Here is a 15049-nt window from a genome sequence, read left to right as displayed (position 1 = left end):
GATGAGCAGCCTTGGCAGGCTTTTTGGTTGAAGTAGAAGTGCAAGATCTTCCCGTCCTCTTCCCGGGAGAAGCGGTTCGGCAACTCCTCGCCCATAGGGCAACGATACGTGTCGGTATCGGGCCGGTAGGTGAAGTCGTCCTTCGCCCACAGCCCGCGGGCGCGAGCTGGTGAGGTGTCAGGTTTCGGCACCAGTGCCGTGATGCCTGCCTCGTCGCAGGCGCGTAGTTGCCAGCCCTCGTAGTAACCGCGGTCGGCGAGCACCGTTAGGCTTTCAGCCTCTGTCTCGATCTTGGCCGCAGTGGCCATCGGCAGCAACTGCGAGCGGTCGCTCCCCTTGTTGGTCAGTTCATGTGCGACCACCAGATGATGCCGGGCGTCCACGGCCGTTTGCATGTTGTACCCCACCACACCGCGGCGATCGTTGGCCGTCGCCATGGCACGGGCGTCCGCGTCGGTGAGTGAGAGCTGGCCGTCAGGAGCGGTCTCAAGCTGCCGGCCGATCTCCTCCAGTTCAACGAGGCGACCGCGCAGCAAGGCGAGCCGCTCCTTCAGGCGCTCCATCTTGGCAGCAGGCGGAGCCGCATCTGCCCGATCCGCAGCATCGAGGTCCGCCATGTATTGCTCGATGCTCTCTTCCACATGCGCCTTGCGGCGGGCGAGCTTAGCCTTTGTGAAGTTCCTCTCATGGGTGTTCACAGCCCGGAACTTCGACCCATCGATTGCAACGACACTGCCGCCGACAAGGCCAAGTGCTCGACAGACCGCGATGAACCTCTGGCACGCCTGCTTGATCGCGAGCGCATTGTTGTGCCGGAAGTCCGCGATCGTTTTGAAGTCGGGAGCCAGCTTCCCCGTCAGCCACATCAGCTCGACATTGCGGCCCGCTTCCCGCTCCAGTTTCCGGCTCGACGTCAGTTGGTGCACGTAGCCATAGATGTAGAGCTTCAGCATCATGCCGGGCGCGTAACCCGGCCGTCCCGTCGCCGCAGGATGGACGCGCGTGAAGCCTAGCGCTCCCAGATCAAGCTCATCCACGAAGGCGTCGATCACCCGAACCGGATTGTCCGGGCCGACATAATCTTCGAGGCATGGAGGTAGAAGCGAAGGCTGGTGGCGATCAGACGCCTCGACAAAACGTCCCATCCGGCACCTCCGAACCAGCTGTCAAAGGATATCACAGCGCGGGTTTCCACACAGCCTCGGCCCAGAACGTGACGTCGAACGATTGGGCTAGATGAACTCGTTTCGTGTCGCCGAAGCAGCATTCACGTTTGAGTTGGCTCGGCAAAAAAGGGTGTGTTGGACAGCCGGCATCTGGTTGCCCAGCCACCCTGAACAGTCCGATGGCCGGGGGCCGCGGTAAGAGCGTCAGAAAAAGTTCTTCAAGCGGTTCAAAGGTACTTTAACGCTCGCACCATCGACATAAGCCATTGGCAAGCTGCGATATTCGCACTCCTGCTTCCCCCACCATCCCACCTGAAGATTCCCAGTATTTTCGGGTTTTGCAGGGCTCATGGCGCTGGCCGCGGATCAACGGTGCTCGCGGTCACCGTGGACCACCGCCAAGGCCGAGCCCAAACAGGATACAGCTCAGGCGTTGCCCGCCACGATGGGCGTCACGCGGCCGCTGATGAAACAGATTGTGCGGGGTCAGTCCCGGTCGGATGGCGCGTCGTTGCTGCGCTTCTGCGGGCTGACGCCGGGCTTGCGCCCGCGCCGCAGGGGCTTTTCCCCCAAGGGGCGCAAGAGCGGCTCTGGGATCGTGAAGATTCGCTCGCCGAGCTGGCAGACGGCATCGCCGTTCTCCTCGATCCGCATCAGCCGCATCGGCTTTCCGCCCGACCGAACCTGAACCCACTCGCCGACTTGCAGCTTGGGTGCGGGATCTCGTCCGACCAGCAACGTACCAAGCCAATCATGTCGTGTTGTTGTACGGGTCATGGCGCGACCGTCGCAGGTCCGACGTCGTCCACAATAACAAGAGTTAGAAGGCGAAATTATTTTGGACGCATGAGCCACGAATGCATGGGGCGTGGACCTTTATCACGCTCCAAAGCGTAGCGATGCCGGGCCATCGGTACTGTTGACCCTGCGAGTTCATGGCGTCATCTGATTCGCGCATTTTGGCGCCGCGCGCGGATGTCCGGCTGCCGCCACCCCACAGCCCGACAATCCCGGCGCCGGCCTTCAGTTCCTTTCACGGGGAAAGGGGCGGCTGAGGAAGCGGCTTCCGGCAAGGCCGAAGCGCCAGGGCCGATCGACGGCGCGGCTGATGCCGATGCGCGGTCCGGTCTGGATCGTCGCGCGCGCCTGCGGGAGGTCGAGCCGGAACGGAGGGGCGAGGATGCTCGCGCCGTCATGCGCACCGGTGATGCCGAGAGCCTCGGTGAGGCGACCGGGGCCGGAACACAGAAGGCGAGGCTCACCGGTGCGTCGCCGCTCCGCCATGACGGTCATACCCATCGTCGGCTCCAGGGCGCGGATGAGCACCGCGGCGCCCGGCTCCGTCACGATGTTGGCGCACCAGTGCAGGCCGTAGGAGCGGTAGACGTAGATGGCGCCGGCCGGGCCGAACATGGTCGCGTTGGACCTGCCCGGTCCGCGGAAGCTGTGGGATGCCGGATCGTCCCGACAATAGGCTTCGGTCTCGACGATGATGCCGCCGACGCCGTCGAGGCTGAACAAAGCCCCGATGAGCCGCGCCGCCACGGCCACTGCGTCCCCCATCAGGTCGCCTTCCGCCAGTACCGTCATGATGCCGCCCCCTCGGCCCGAGCGTTCCGCAAGGACAGGCGGGAACTGCGACATGGCCGCGACGTTGGAGGGGCACCCAAGAACCGGTTGCGGGGCGCAACACCGTGGAGACGAGGAAACACATCGAAGCCAAGCGGGATGACATCCTGCTGACCGCGATCGCGCGCAACGGGCCGCTGAGCGAGGCGGCGCAGCGCGCCATTCTGGCGCTGCCCTCGGCGACGCGCAGGTTCGAGCGCGGCAAGCCGATCATCGAACAGCAGGATCATCCCAGCCATTGCGCCCTTCTGGTGGAGGGCTTCGCCGCCGGCTCGCAGTTCACCCATGCCGGGCGGCAATATACCAGCGTGCGCGTGCCGGGCGACATCATGGATGTCTATGGCATGGCGCTGCCGCGCCCCGACCAGGACATCGTCGCGCTCACCTATTGCCGTGTCGCCTATATCCCCCATGCCGCGCTCGCCGATGCCGCCGAGCGCTTCGCCGTGGTCAACCGGCACATCTGGTACACGCTGGCGATGGAAGGCCTGTTGCAGCGGGCCTGGATCGTGTCGATGGGGCGCCGATCGGCCTCGCGGCGCCTCGCCCATCTCATCTGCGAACTGACGGTGCGGCTGCGGGCGGTCGGGCTTGCCGACGACAAGGGTTTCGATTTCCCCATCGTCCAGTACGAACTGGCCGACATCCTCGGCATCTCCGCCGTCCACGCCAACCGGGCGGTGCAGGGATTGCGGGCGCTGCGGCTGATCAGCTGGCAAAAGGGCCAGATGGTGCTGCCCGACCTGCCGGCGCTCATGCGCTTCGCCGAATTCGACGCGGAGCTGTTCGCCTCCGCCTCCTTCGAGCCGACCAGCTGACGTCTCGGACACCCTCTCTCCCCAACGACAAGGCCCGCCGGAGGGCGTGAGCCGTCCGGCGGGCGCCATGCATGGTTCAAGCGTCAGAACGAGGTGCGGCCTTCCCAGCCTTCGTTGCGCCAGGCCTGGGACCGGGCGGCAACGTCGTAGGAGCCCTCGTTGAGCGCCCGGCGGACATTGGCGGCATCGCGGTCCTCGACACGGACGGTCACGACCGTGCCGCCGCGGCGCAGGCCCTCGGCATAGCCATGGGCCTCGTCCTCGGGCAGGCCGGCCCCGACCAGGGCGCCGACCAGGCCGCCTGCCGCCGTGCCGGCGCCAGCGCCGACCAGCGTCGCAGCCAGCCAGCCGGCCGCGACCACCGGGCCAAGGCCCGGAATGGCGAGAAGGCCCGCGCCGGCGAGAAGGCCGGCTGCGCCGCCGGCGATCGCGCCCATGCCGGCGCCGGTGGCGGCGCCGCTGGCGCCTTCGCTCTCGTGGGCATAGTCGCCGTAGCGCGAGCGGTCGGCGGTGGTGTCGTTGGACATGACGGAGATGTCGCGATCCTGGATGCCTTCGCGGCGGACGCGTTCGACGGCACGGGAGGCCGCCTCATAGGTGTCGAAAATGGCGGTGACGGAATGGGTCATGGCGATCAGCTCCTTCAGCGCGCCTGGATGTTGCCGCGGAAGTCGAGACCGACCTCCACCGATCGGCCCTGCCACTGGCCACGGCCACGCCAGATGCCGTTGTCGTCCTTGGTGAGGCCGGTGACGTTGGAGATGCCTGCCTCGCGCAGCCGTTCGGTCGCCTGGCCCTCGGTGAAGCTGTTGGCGCCGTTCTCCAGCGCCGCGGAATTCACCGCGCGGCGGGTCTCGGCATTGCCGGTCTGGCCGTTGCGGTTTGCCGGATTGGTGGCGGAGGGGGCGTTCTGCGCGGGCGCGGTCGGAGCGGGTGCAGTCTGCGCAGGGGTCTGGGCCGGGGTGGTCTGGGCCAGCGCCGATGCGGCACCGAGCGTCAGGGCCGCCAGAACGAGCGGGATCTTCATGGATGGTCCTCCGTGTGAAAGGACCTGAAGAACCCGGGGCCGGAAGCCCCGTTCCTATCTGTCAGGCCGCCCGTTTCGTGCCGGACTTGCGCGGCGCAGTCTTGCGCTTCGGCCCGGCGGTGCCCGTTCCCGCCACGAGCCCGGCGCTTTCCCGCAGTGCCGCCATGAGATCGATGACGGGGGCAGGAGCCTTCTTCGCCGCGCGCTTCAGCGGCTTGCCGGCAAGCTTCGCCCGGACGAGGTCCGCCACGGCCGCCTCGTAGCGATCGTCGAAGCCAGCGGGGTCGAATTCGCCCTTCTTGGTCTCGACGATGTGCCTCGCGAGCTCCAGCATGTTCTTCTGGATCCGGATGTCGGGCAGGTCCTCGAAGGCCTCGCCCGCGGCGCGCACCTCGTAGTCGTAGTTCAGCGTGTGGGCGATGAGGCCCCGCGCGTCCGGCCGGATCAGCAGCGATCGCACCCGGCGGAACAGCACGGCGCGGGCGAGCGCCGCGACGGAGGCGGCCTGCATGGCATCGCGGATCACCGAAAAGGCCTCGAGGCCGCCCTTGTCGGCGGGGGTGAGGTAGTAGGGCCGGTCGAAATAGAGCGTGTCGACCTGGTCGCAGGGGATGAAGCCGTCCACGGCCAGCCGCTTGTCGCTGTCCGGGACCGCCTTGGCGATCTCGTCCGGCTCCAGCATCACGAAGCGGCTGTCGTCGAGCGCATAGCCCTTCACCTGGTCGGCCCGGTCCACCTCCTTTCCCGTCTGGGGATCGACAAAGATGCGATGGACGCGGTTGCCGGTTTTCCGGTTGATCATGTGAAAGGCGATGCGCTCGCTGGTCGAGGCGGCCGTATAGAGCGCCACGGGACAGGCGATCTCGCCGATGGTCAGGAAGCCCTTCCAGTTCGCCCGCGCGCCCGCCATCGCCAGTCCTCCAAAGCCGGGGAACGCAGGGCATGCCGCGCTGTTCCGGAACCCTGGTGTCGCGCCCCGCATTGATGGCGAGGGTTTGGAGGAGGGCGCCATGGCCGACAGGTCGTTCTGGAAGGGCTATCTGAAGCTGTCGCTCGTCACTTGCCCGGTGGCGATGAGCCCGGCGACGACGGCGAGCGAGAAGTTGCGCTTCCACACCGTCAACCGGGCGACCGGCAACCGCGTCGAGAGCCGCTATGTCGATGCCGAGACCGGCAAGCCCGTGGCGGATGACGATCAGGCGCGGGGCTATGCCCAGGGCGAAGACAAGGTCGTGATCCTCGAGGACGAGGAGCTGGACGATGTCGCACTCGACACCACCCGCACCATCGACATCGACCGTTTCGTGCCGCGGCGGACCATCCCCTGGATCTATCTCGACAAGCCGCATTTCCTCGTGCCGAACGATACGGTGGGAGAGGAGGCTTTCGTGGTCATCCGCGAGGCCATGGCCGCCTCGAAGGTCGTCGGCATCTCGCGCCTCGTGCTCTATCGCCGCGAGCGCGCGGTGATGCTGGAGCCGCGGGGCAAGGGCATCATCGTCTGGACGCTGCGCTATGGCGACGAGGTGCGCGGCAAGGACGCCTATTTCGAGGGGATCGCGGCTGTGAAGCCCGCCGCGAAGGTGCTTGCCCATGCCAGGGCCATGATCGACGACCGGACGCGCAAATGGAGCCCTAAGCTCGTCCAGGACCCGGTGCAGAACGAGCTTCTCAAGCTCATCGCCTCCAAGAAGGCGCGGCGGACGAAGAAGAGCGCTGCGGCCGAGGAGAAGGGCGGCGACAACGTCGTCGATCTCTTCGCCGCCTTGAGGAAGAGCCTCGGCTCCTCCGGCGGATCGTCGAAGTCGGGATCGCCGGATGAGGGGCCCTCGGCAAGGGGAGGGGCCAGGACAGCCCGCGCCACGGACACGCCCAAGCCCCGCGCACGGTCCAAGGCGAAAGGCGGGGCCAAGACGAGAGGCGGTGCCAAGGCGAGGTCGCCGGCCAAGGGCAAGAAGAGCTAGCTCAGCCGGTTTTGAGCGGCTGCGCGGCGTCCCTGAAGCCGGTCCAGGGGTCCGTGGCCGGCAATGCCATCCCGACCGTGAAGGCGTTGGGGGCGATCCCGTCCTCGACATCCGCCCAGGAGACGGGCGCCGCGAACGGCGCGCCTGTGCGGGCTCTGGTCGAGTAGGCGCAGACTGCTGTCGCGCCACGCCCATTGCGCAGATAGTCAATGAAGATCTTGCCGCGCCGCGCCTTCTTGGCGAGCGTCGCCGTGTAGGCCTTGGGTTCTGTCGCCGCCATGGCGCGGGCGAAGTCGCGGGCGAAGGTCTTCACCTCGTCCCATCCGGCCTTCGGCACCAGCGGCACGGTGACGTGGAAGCCCTTGCCGCCGGAGAGTTTCGGGAAGCTCGCCAGGCCGATTGCGGCGAGATGGTCGCGCACCGCGAGGGCGCCGCGCCGCACCGCCTCCAGCCCGACGCCCTCACCGGGATCCAGGTCGAAGATCACTTGGTCGGGTGTCTCGACGGCGTCGATGGTCGATCCCCAGGTGTGGATCTCCACCACCCCGAGCTGGACGAGCGCGGCAATGCCGTCGATGTCCTCGACAAAGAGCAGGCCCTCGCTCTTGCGCGCTTTCAGCACGTGGACAGCTTCGCCCATGCCGGGCGAGGCGTTCTTCTGGAAGAAGCTGTGACGGGCGATGCCGTCGGGGGCGCGCAGGAGGCTCAGCGGCCGGTTCAGGACCAGCGGCGCCATGCGGTGGAAGACGCTCTCGTAATGGGCGAGGAGGCCGGCCTTGGTGAGGCCTGCATCAGGCCAGAGCACCTTGTCGGGATTGGAGAGCGAAAGGCTGGAGCGCGCGATCCTGGGGCTGGGGGGCGCCCTGGTGCTCCGGTCCTTCGGCTTGCCCGCCTTGGCCACAGGCACCTCCCGCACGATCTCGGTGGCAGGCTTGTCCTCACGCAGCCCCTTGAACGCAGCCTGGCGCAGCAGGCCGTCCGCCGTCCAGGTGCGATACTCCACCTCGGCGGCGAGCACCGGCTCGACCCAGACCACCTGCCGGTCCCGCGCCGCCTTGCCGGTGAAGGGGGCATGCTTGGCCTTCAGCGGATCGAGCTTGCGCTTGAGGTCGCGGGCGATGGCCGCGGTGTAGCCGGTGCCGACCCGGCCGGCATGACGCCATTCGCCGCCCTCGCGAAAGCCGACGACGAGCGAGCCGATGCCGTCGCGCCGGGCGGTCGAGGGCAGGTAGCCGAGAATGGCGAATTCCTGCGAGCGGGTGCATTTGGCCTTCAGCCAGTCGCCGCTGCGCCCGCTGCGATAGGGCGCGTCGGCGCGCTTGGAGATGACGCCTTCGAGCCCCATGCGGCAGGCATGGGCGAGCATGATGTCGCCGGCCGCCTCGAAATGCTCGCTGTAGCGCAAGGGCCCGCCGGTGCTGTCACCGATCAGGTGATGGAGCCGCTCCTTGCGGGCGAGCAGCGGCTCTGCGGCGAGGTCCTCGCCGTCGAGGCGCAGGAGGTCGAAGGCGTAGAGCACGAGATCCTGCCGCTTGCCCTCCGACAGGGCCTCCTGCAACGCGGCGAAGGAGGAGACGCCGGACGCGTCCAGCGCGACGATCTCGCCGTCGATGATGGCGTCGTCGTAGGGCAGGGCGGCCACGGCCTTGGCGAGCGTGGTGCCGAACCGCGCCGTCCAGTCGAGCCCGGTGCGGGTCAGGAGGCGGGCGGTGCCGCCCTCCACCAGGGCCTGGACGCGGTAGCCGTCGAACTTCACCTCGTGGACCCAGTCCGCGCCTTCGGGCGGCTCGGCGCGCAGCGAGGCGAGGCAGGGCGGGATGAACGCCAGTGGGGCTGCCTTGGCCGACCTCGTCTTGCGTGCGGATCTTGCGGGTCTGGCCTTGGCGGGCGATGCCGCCGGGCGCTTCGGCACGACGCCCTTTTCGATGTCCTCGATGGTCCGGCCGCTATCGACCGAGGCTGGTTCCTCCGCGAGGATGTCGCGGTCGGAGGCCTCGCCGTCCTTCACCTTGATCAGCAGCCAGTTGTCCTTGGCATCGCCCGGCCTGCGTTTGAGGCGCACGAGGTGCCAGGCGCCCTTCAGCTTCGCGCCGTCCAGCGCGAAGGACAGATGGCCCTTTGCCATGCCGCGGGCGGGATCGCCATCGGGTCTCCACGTGCCCCGGTCCCAGACGATGACGGAACCGGCACCATATTCGCCCTTCGGGATCGTCCCCTCGAAGTGTCCATAATCCAGCGGGTGATCCTCGACATGGACGGCGAGGCGCTTGTCGTCGGGGTCGAGGCTGGGCCCTCGCGTCACCGCCCAGCTCCACAGCACGCCGTCATGCTCCAGCCGCAGGTCGTAGTGGAGGCGGCGGGCGGCGTGCTTGTGGACGACGAAAACTCCGCCCTGTGCCGTTTTCGGTGCCTTGCCCGCCTTGGTGCCGGAGGGCTCCGCCGTCTTCGCAAAGTCGCGCTTCGCCCTGTAGGGCGCGAGCTTACCCGCAGCGCCCGCCCTCGCCATCAGGCGGCGCGGAAGATGGTTGGCCGCGAGGCGGCCGCGGCCGCATCCGCCGCCGCAAGGTCGATCTGGGTGATGGCCGGCACCGGGTCCTCGAGGATGGCCGTCAGCACCTCGCGGGAGAGCCCGCCGCGCACCGCGTCGGCGAAGGTGCGCCGCGTCTCCCGCTCGGCGCGGAGCTGGGCGGCGAGAGCGATGATGAGCCTGTCGCGTGCGTCCATGGTCGTTCCTCGGCTGTGGATTGGTCGCAGCAGAAACGCGGCGCCGCTCCGGGCCGTTCCATCACAGGGACGGGGGCCGTTCCGCGGAACCCGCCGCAACGGCAGCCGGTTCTTTCCGCTGCAAGGCGCGACACCCGCTGCGGGACCTTTCTCCATGAGCCATATTGTTTTCGCCGACACGGCTGCGCCGGGTTTCTCCCGCCAGCGCCATGGCCGCGGCTTCGCCTATCGGGACGCCAGGGGTCGCCGCCTCACCGATCCCGCCATGCTGGAGCGCATCCGAGCTCTGGTCATCCCGCCGGCCTGGCGGGACGTGTGGATCGCGCCCGATCCGCGCGGCCACATCCAGGCCGTCGGCCGCGACGAGAAGGGCCGGCGCCAATACATCTACCACGCGGATTTTCGCGCCCATCGCGAGGCCGAGAAGTTCGATCGGCTGACCGCCTTCGCCAAGGTACTGCCGCGCCTGCGCCGCCAGATCCTGCGCGACCTCGACCGTCCCGGCCTGACCCGCGAGAAGGTGCTGGCGACGGTGGTCTATTTGCTCGACCGCACGCTCATCCGCATCGGCAACGAGACATATGCGCGGACCAATGGCAGCTTCGGGCTGTCCACCCTGCGCAGCCGCCACGTGTGCGTGCGGGGCGAGACGGTGCGCTTCACCTTCACCGGCAAGAGCGGCAAGGACTGGAGCCTCGCTGTTGCCGACAGGCGGGTCGGACAGGTGGTGAAGCGCTGCCAGGACCTGCCGGGCCAGCACCTCTTCCAGTATCGCGATGCCGATGGCGTGCCGCGGACCATCTCCTCGGAGGACGTGAATGCCTATCTCCGGGAGGTCGCGGGCGAGCCGGTGAGCGCCAAGGAGTTCCGCACGTGGGGCGGAAGCGTCCTGTGCACGCTCGCGCTGTCGCTGGCGCCCCCGGCGGACAACGAGCGCCACCGTCGCCGCCAGCAGGCGAGCGCCGTGCGGGCCGTGGCGCAGCGGCTCGGCAATACGCCGGCCGTCTGCCGCGCCTCCTATGTGCATCCGAAGGTCCTATCCGCCCACGAGGCGGGATTGCTGTTCCGCCGCGGCGGGCGAATGCGGCACTCCGCCGACCTCGCGCCTCGTCTCACCGCCGCCGAGCGCACCTTGCTCGCCATCCTCGCCGGGGAGGCGGAGGCGCTGCAGCGGACACCCCGCCGGGCCGCCCGAACGACCCTGGAGGCGGGGTTTGCGGCAACGCCCTAGGCGTGTGTTCAGCGCGCGGGCGATCAGGGCTGGCCGGCGTCGATCTCGGCGCGGGCGAGGGCCTGGGCCTCCAGGCCGTGCTTCTTCAGGAGCGCCATGTAGGTGCCGTCGGCGATGAGCCGGTCGAGGGCGGCGGCCACCGCATCGCGCAGCACGGTCGACTCTTTCGGAAAGGCGAGGCCGGACAGGTTGCGGCCGATGGGTGTGCCGATGGCCTTGATGGCGCCGGGCTCCTGCTGGCCGAGATAGACGACATATTCCGCGCCGAGGACCGCCGCCTGGACGCGGTTCTGCCGCAGGTCGGTGCGGGTCGCGGTGGCGCCCTCGGTCCCCACCACGGTGATGGCGGGCCGGCCCTGCGCCACGCAGTTCGCCTGGCTCCAGGCCTGGAGGGTCGGGAAATAGGCCGTCGTCCGCGGGGTCGCGATGGCCTTGCCGCAGAGGTCGGTCGGCTGGTTGATGTCACCTGACTGGGCGGTCATGGCGAAGATCTGCGGGCCGGTGGAGACATAGTCGACGAAGGACAGCCGGTCGCGCCGCGAGGGCAGGTCGGTCATGGACGAGCCCGAGAAGTCGATCCGGTTGGTGGTGAGCGCCGGGATCAGCTGCGCGAAGGCCATCTCCTCCCACTGGATCCGCAGGCCCAGCACCCGGGCGATCTCCGTGACGAGGTCGACATTGAAGCCCCGCCGCTCGTTGGTGGCCGGGTCCTTGTAGGCCATGGGCGGATAGGTGGCCTCGATGCCGATGCGGACGACGCCGGCCGACCTGATGGCATCGGGGAGGGGGATCGGCTGCTGGGCGGCGGCCGCGGTGGCCGCCAGCGCCAGGCCGGCGGCGAGAAGGCTGGTGCGGATGCTCATGGCTCGGGTCCCCCGGTGTTGACGACTGCATGCGGGCCGGTCGCAGCGACGCGGCCCGCTTCCCGTTCGCTCACGCCGCCTTGGCGTCGGCCGCCTCGCAGGCGGCGAAATGGCCGGCGATCTCGGCGCCGGTGGCGATCCATACGTCGCCATAGCTCTTCACGTGTTCGAGGAACTCGCGAAGCAGCTTGAGTCGCATCGGCCGGCCCGAGACCTGCGGATGGAGGACGGTGGTGATGAGGCCGCCCCATTCGCGGGTCTCCGCCAGCTCGTCGTTCCAGATCGACAGGACGTGCTCGCGGGGAAAGAGCGGCCGCGGCGAGTAGCGGTGGGTGAGGCCGTACATCCAGTCGTCGAAGGTCATTGTCGCCGGCAGCTCGATGACGCCCGGCGTGCCGTCGGCGAGGACCTGGCGATAGGGACGGACGTCGTCGCGCCAGGATGACGAATAGAGAAAGCCGTGCTTCTTCAGAAGCACGCGGAGTTCCTCGCAGCTTTCGCCGAGCGGCGCGCGGTAGCCGACCGGCACCACGCCGAGGCGCCGCTTCAGGCTGTCGAGGCCCTTGTCCATCTCCTCGACGATATGCGGCGCGCCGGGGTCGGGCATCAGGTGGTGGAAGCCGTGATGGCCGATCTCATGGCCGTCCTTGAGGATCGCCTCGCAGGCGGCGGTGTGCGCCTCGATGGCCCAGCCGGTGATGAAGAAGGTTGCCTTCAGCTCCTGCTGGCGCAGCATTTCCAGGAGCTTCGGGATGCCGACGCGGGCCTCGAAGCCGCCATAGGACATGGTGACGAGGCGCTCGTAATGGTTCGGGTCCTTCGCGGTCCAGGCGGATTCGGCATCGACGTCGAAGGACAGGAAGACCGCCGCCTTGTTGCCGTTCGGCCAGGGATAGACCGGCGAGAGCGGCGCCCGGTTGGCGGGCAGGAGCGGCAGGGCGTCGAGGCTAGCGACCGGCATTGATGGTGATCTCCGTGAGTTCGGACGGCTGCAGCTGCCATTTCACGAGAAGCTGCCGGTAGGTGCCGTCGGCGATAAGGCCCTTGAGCGCGCCGACAATGGCCTGGCGCAGGTCCTCGGCCTCGCGCGCCGTGGCGATGCCCATGAGCGTGTAGCGGGTGGGCTCGCCGATCAGGGCGTAGGTGTTGGGCTCGAGGCCCATGATGTAGGGCAGGGTTTCCGAGCCCTGCATGGCGGCGTCGATGCGGCCCTGGCGGAGCTGGGTGCGGGCATCGGCCGAACCCTCGGTGCCGACGATGCGGATCTCGGGCCGGCCTTTCGCGACGCATTCGGCATCCGAGAAGGCCTTGATCTCGGTGGGGAGCGAGGTGCGGCGCGAGGCGCCGACCGCCTTGCCGCAGAGCGACTCGCGGGTCGGGAACTCCGCGGCGCGGGAATGCTGGGTGAAGAACTGCGTGCCGGACCGGATGTAGTTGATGAAGGTCGCGGTCTCGTGGCGCGAGGGCAGGTCGCTCATGCCGGAGAGGATGATGTCGACGCGGCCGGTGCGGACGGCGGAGAGCATCTGCTCGAAGCTCGTCTCCTGCCACTGCATCCGGATGCCGAGCTTCGCGGCGATGGCATTGCCGAGCTCGATGTCGAAGCCGGTCAGCTCGCCCGTCTGCGGGTTCTTCATCTCCAGCGGCGGGTAGTTCGGGATGACGGCGGCGATCAGCGTCCCGCGCTGCTTGATGGCGGCGGGGAGCTCCTGGGCGATCGCCGTGCCGGCGGCGAGGCAGAGCGCGGCGGTGAGCATCAGGCGTTTCAGCATGGGCGGGCTCCGGCTGCGGGCGGCGAAAAGGGGCGAGTGGCGGCGCTCATGCCAGCACCGCCGCGATGAAGGCGCTGGTGCGCGCTTCCCTCGGCTGGCCGAGCACCTGGTCGGGCGGGCCCATCTCGACGATGGCGCCGTGGTCCATGAAGACGACGCGGTCGGCGACCTCGCGGGCAAAGCCGAGTTCGTGGGTGACGACGATCATGGTCATGCCGCTGGCGGCGAGCTCGCGCATCACCGCGAGGACCTCGCCGACCAGTTCCGGATCGAGCGCCGAGGTCGGCTCGTCGAAGAGCATAAGCTTCGGCTTCATCGCGAGAGCGCGGGCGATGGCGACGCGCTGCTGCTGGCCGCCCGACAGGTTCGTCGGATAGGCCCCCGCCTTTTCCGCCAGACCGACCCGCTTCAGGAGGGCCTCGGCCTCGGCGATCGCCTCGCGGCGGGGGCGGCCGAGCACCTGGACCGGACCCTCTATGATGTTCTCGAGCGCAGTCAGATGCGGGAACAGGTTGAAGCGCTGGAACACCATGCCGGTGGCGAGGCGCTGGCGGGCGATCTCGGCCTCCGGCAGCCGGTGGAGGCGGGTGCCGTCGATGCGAAGGCCGGCAAGTTCGCCGTCGACCCAGATGGCGCCGCTGTCCACCTGCACGAGCTGGTTGATGCAGCGGAGCAGCGTCGTCTTGCCCGAGCCCGAGGCGCCGATGATGCAGACGACCTCGCCGGGGAAGACGTCGAGGGAGACGCCGTCCACCGCCTTGAAGGTGCCGAAGCTCTTGTGGACGTCGACGATCGAGACAATGGGACGGATGGAGATGTCGCGCGTCATCGTCCCGTCCCCGCGCCGCGGCCGAAATGGCGCTCCAGCAGCATCTGGATGGGCGTGAGCACCGAGACCACGACCAGATACCAGACGGCGGCGACAATCAGCAGCTCGATGACCCGCGAGTTGGCGTAGTAGATGTTCTGGGCGTTGTGCAGGATCTCGGAGAACTGGATGACGCTCGCCAGCGAGGTCAGCTTCACCATGCCGATGAACTCGTTACCGAGCGGCGGGATGATGACCCGCATGGCCTGCGGGAAGACGATGCGGCGGAGCGCCAGGAGGCGCGTCATGCCGATGGATTTCGCCGCCTCGTACTGGCCGACATCGACGGAGAGCATGCCGGCGCGCATCACCTCGGAGGTATAGGCGCCCTGGTTGATGCCGAGGCCGAGGAGGGCCGCGACGGCCGGCGTCATCACGTCGACGGTGCGCACCGAGAAGAGCCCGGGAATGCCGAGCGTCGGGAAGATCAGCGCCAGGTTGAACCAGAGCAGCAGCTGCAGGATCACCGGCGTGCCGCGGAAGAGCCAGGCGTAGCCCATGGCGACGCCCTTCAGCACCGGGTTCGGCGACATGCGCATCACCGCCGTGACGATGCCGAGCGTGATGCCCAGCGTCATGGCGCCGATGGTCATGAGGATGGTGTTGACGAGGCCGTCGAGGATGGACTTCGCGGTGAGGAACTGGCCGACGAAGGTCCACTCGATCTGGCCGACCGCGAAGGCGCGGGCGAGGGCGGCGAGCAGCAGGACGATGATGGCCACCGCCACCCAGCGGCCCCAGTGGCGCTCCGCCACCAGCGTGTAGCCGGAAATGTCGGGAAGGGCGGCCGGGCTTGCGGGGGCGCTCATGCCGCGGGCCCTGTCCCAGCGCGGCGCATGCGGGCCCACCCAAGGGGCCCGGTCGGGCCAGCCGCGGTCCGCAGCACGCTGAACATGACGACCTCGCATCGCGATCGGGATGCCGGGACGGCCCCGCGGCCGACCGGCTTCGCCCGATGAGGCTCCGATCCTGCAATCCCCCATTCTT

16 protein-coding genes are annotated in these 15049 nt (G+C 68.4%); 4 read left to right on the top strand and 12 right to left on the bottom strand.

Annotated elements, in window-relative coordinates:
* On the bottom strand, positions 1-1145 hold a 1145-nt coding region (locus C8P69_RS12275), incomplete at its 3' end, for an IS1182 family transposase (RefSeq protein ID WP_146167326.1).
* Between the two features lie 370 nt (positions 1146-1515).
* On the opposite strand from C8P69_RS12275, the gene C8P69_RS23515 reads away from it, so the two are divergent.
* On the top strand, positions 1516-1854 hold the full coding sequence (locus tag C8P69_RS23515) for a hypothetical protein (RefSeq protein ID WP_146167325.1): 339 nt from the start codon (positions 1516-1518) through the stop codon (positions 1852-1854).
* Positions 1855-2189: 335 nt separating this feature from the next.
* Here the strand turns inward: C8P69_RS23515 and C8P69_RS12270 are convergent, their stop codons facing one another.
* Positions 2190-2756 (bottom strand): DNA-3-methyladenine glycosylase, encoded by a 567-nt coding sequence (locus C8P69_RS12270; protein WP_211353817.1) that lies wholly within the window; start codon positions 2754-2756, stop codon positions 2190-2192.
* Between the two features lie 104 nt (positions 2757-2860).
* Between C8P69_RS12270 and C8P69_RS12265 the strand changes: the two genes are divergently transcribed.
* Positions 2861-3613: a Crp/Fnr family transcriptional regulator gene (locus tag C8P69_RS12265; protein ID WP_108177467.1), complete on the top strand. Its 753-nt coding sequence runs from the start codon at positions 2861-2863 to the stop codon at positions 3611-3613.
* 83 nt (positions 3614-3696) lie between these two features.
* Here C8P69_RS12265 and C8P69_RS12260 read toward each other — a convergent pair whose 3' ends face one another.
* The 3 genes from C8P69_RS12260 to ku (C8P69_RS12250) form a co-directional block, all read right to left on the bottom strand.
* Positions 3697-4242 carry a general stress protein gene (locus C8P69_RS12260; RefSeq protein WP_108177465.1) on the bottom strand — a complete coding sequence of 182 codons (546 nt, stop codon included), beginning with the start codon at positions 4240-4242 and terminating at the stop codon, positions 3697-3699.
* A 14-nt stretch (positions 4243-4256) separates the two neighbouring features.
* A complete protein-coding gene (locus C8P69_RS12255) occupies positions 4257-4640 on the bottom strand; it encodes a hypothetical protein (RefSeq protein ID WP_108177463.1) in 384 nt (127 codons plus the stop codon).
* A 61-nt stretch (positions 4641-4701) separates the two neighbouring features.
* Positions 4702-5550: a non-homologous end joining protein Ku gene (gene ku / locus C8P69_RS12250; protein ID WP_108177461.1), complete on the bottom strand. Its 849-nt coding sequence runs from the start codon at positions 5548-5550 to the stop codon at positions 4702-4704.
* 100 nt (positions 5551-5650) lie between these two features.
* Here ku (C8P69_RS12250) and ku (C8P69_RS12245) point away from each other — a divergent pair, with 100 nt between their 5' ends.
* Positions 5651-6604 carry a non-homologous end joining protein Ku gene (ku, locus tag C8P69_RS12245; RefSeq protein ID WP_108177459.1) on the top strand — a complete coding sequence of 318 codons (954 nt, stop codon included), beginning with the start codon at positions 5651-5653 and terminating at the stop codon, positions 6602-6604.
* A 1-nt stretch (position 6605) separates the two neighbouring features.
* On the opposite strand, the gene ligD is transcribed toward ku (C8P69_RS12245), so the two are convergent.
* Positions 6606-9110 carry a DNA ligase D gene (gene ligD, locus C8P69_RS12240; RefSeq protein WP_108177458.1) on the bottom strand — a complete coding sequence of 835 codons (2505 nt, stop codon included), beginning with the start codon at positions 9108-9110 and terminating at the stop codon, positions 6606-6608.
* A complete protein-coding gene (locus C8P69_RS23510; RefSeq protein WP_146167324.1) occupies positions 9110-9328 on the bottom strand; it encodes a hypothetical protein in 219 nt (72 codons plus the stop codon). Before C8P69_RS23510 ends, ligD begins: the two co-directional genes overlap by 1 nt.
* A 154-nt stretch (positions 9329-9482) precedes the next feature.
* On the opposite strand from C8P69_RS23510, the gene C8P69_RS12235 reads away from it, so the two are divergent.
* A complete protein-coding gene (locus C8P69_RS12235) occupies positions 9483-10559 on the top strand; it encodes a DNA topoisomerase IB (protein WP_170118222.1) in 1077 nt (358 codons plus the stop codon).
* Between the two features lie 23 nt (positions 10560-10582).
* On the opposite strand, the gene C8P69_RS12230 is transcribed toward C8P69_RS12235, so the two are convergent.
* The 5 genes from C8P69_RS12230 to C8P69_RS12210 all read right to left on the bottom strand — a co-directional run bounded on the left by C8P69_RS12230 (position 10583) and on the right by C8P69_RS12210 (position 14871).
* Positions 10583-11422 (bottom strand): ABC transporter substrate-binding protein, encoded by an 840-nt coding sequence (locus C8P69_RS12230; protein WP_108177454.1) that lies wholly within the window; start codon positions 11420-11422, stop codon positions 10583-10585.
* Positions 11423-11492: 70 nt separating this feature from the next.
* Entirely contained in the window at positions 11493-12383 is an 891-nt protein-coding gene (locus tag C8P69_RS12225; RefSeq protein WP_108177452.1) for a polysaccharide deacetylase family protein, read from the bottom strand.
* Positions 12370-13194, bottom strand: a complete 825-nt coding sequence (locus tag C8P69_RS12220) for an ABC transporter substrate-binding protein (RefSeq protein ID WP_108177450.1) — start codon at positions 13192-13194, stop codon at positions 12370-12372. The genes C8P69_RS12225 and C8P69_RS12220 overlap by 14 nt, the downstream gene beginning before the upstream one ends.
* A 46-nt stretch (positions 13195-13240) precedes the next feature.
* Positions 13241-14023 (bottom strand): amino acid ABC transporter ATP-binding protein, encoded by a 783-nt coding sequence (locus C8P69_RS12215; protein ID WP_108177448.1) that lies wholly within the window; start codon positions 14021-14023, stop codon positions 13241-13243.
* Positions 14020-14871, bottom strand: a complete 852-nt coding sequence (locus C8P69_RS12210) for an amino acid ABC transporter permease (RefSeq protein ID WP_108177446.1) — start codon at positions 14869-14871, stop codon at positions 14020-14022. The genes C8P69_RS12215 and C8P69_RS12210 overlap by 4 nt, the downstream gene beginning before the upstream one ends.
* Between the last annotated feature and the right edge of the window lie 178 nt (positions 14872-15049).

This window comes from Phreatobacter oligotrophus (genome assembly GCF_003046185.1).
GTDB classification, from domain to species: Bacteria; Pseudomonadota; Alphaproteobacteria; order Rhizobiales; family Phreatobacteraceae; genus Phreatobacter; species Phreatobacter oligotrophus.
Note: the sequence above shows the minus strand (reverse complement) of the source record. Positions and strands in the feature narration are given on the sequence as shown.

Coding starts and splice junctions, on each gene's coding strand:
- C8P69_RS23515 (WP_146167325.1), top strand. CDS start 1,516: ATGGCGCTGGCCGCGGATCAACGGTGCTCGCGGTCACCGTGGACCACC.
- C8P69_RS12270 (WP_211353817.1), bottom strand. CDS start 2,756: ATGACGGTACTGGCGGAAGGCGACCTGATGGGGGACGCAGTGGCCGTG.
- C8P69_RS12260 (WP_108177465.1), bottom strand. CDS start 4,242: ATGACCCATTCCGTCACCGCCATTTTCGACACCTATGAGGCGGCCTCC.
- C8P69_RS12255 (WP_108177463.1), bottom strand. CDS start 4,640: ATGAAGATCCCGCTCGTTCTGGCGGCCCTGACGCTCGGTGCCGCATCG.
- ku (WP_108177461.1), bottom strand. CDS start 5,550: ATGGCGGGCGCGCGGGCGAACTGGAAGGGCTTCCTGACCATCGGCGAG.
- ku (WP_108177459.1), top strand. CDS start 5,651: ATGGCCGACAGGTCGTTCTGGAAGGGCTATCTGAAGCTGTCGCTCGTC.
- ligD (WP_108177458.1), bottom strand. CDS start 9,110: ATGGCGAGGGCGGGCGCTGCGGGTAAGCTCGCGCCCTACAGGGCGAAG.
- C8P69_RS23510 (WP_146167324.1), bottom strand. CDS start 9,328: ATGGACGCACGCGACAGGCTCATCATCGCTCTCGCCGCCCAGCTCCGC.
- C8P69_RS12235 (WP_170118222.1), top strand. CDS start 9,483: ATGAGCCATATTGTTTTCGCCGACACGGCTGCGCCGGGTTTCTCCCGC.
- C8P69_RS12230 (WP_108177454.1), bottom strand. CDS start 11,422: ATGAGCATCCGCACCAGCCTTCTCGCCGCCGGCCTGGCGCTGGCGGCC.
- C8P69_RS12225 (WP_108177452.1), bottom strand. CDS start 12,383: ATGCCGGTCGCTAGCCTCGACGCCCTGCCGCTCCTGCCCGCCAACCGG.
- C8P69_RS12220 (WP_108177450.1), bottom strand. CDS start 13,194: ATGCTGAAACGCCTGATGCTCACCGCCGCGCTCTGCCTCGCCGCCGGC.
- C8P69_RS12215 (WP_108177448.1), bottom strand. CDS start 14,023: ATGACGCGCGACATCTCCATCCGTCCCATTGTCTCGATCGTCGACGTC.
- C8P69_RS12210 (WP_108177446.1), bottom strand. CDS start 14,871: ATGAGCGCCCCCGCAAGCCCGGCCGCCCTTCCCGACATTTCCGGCTAC.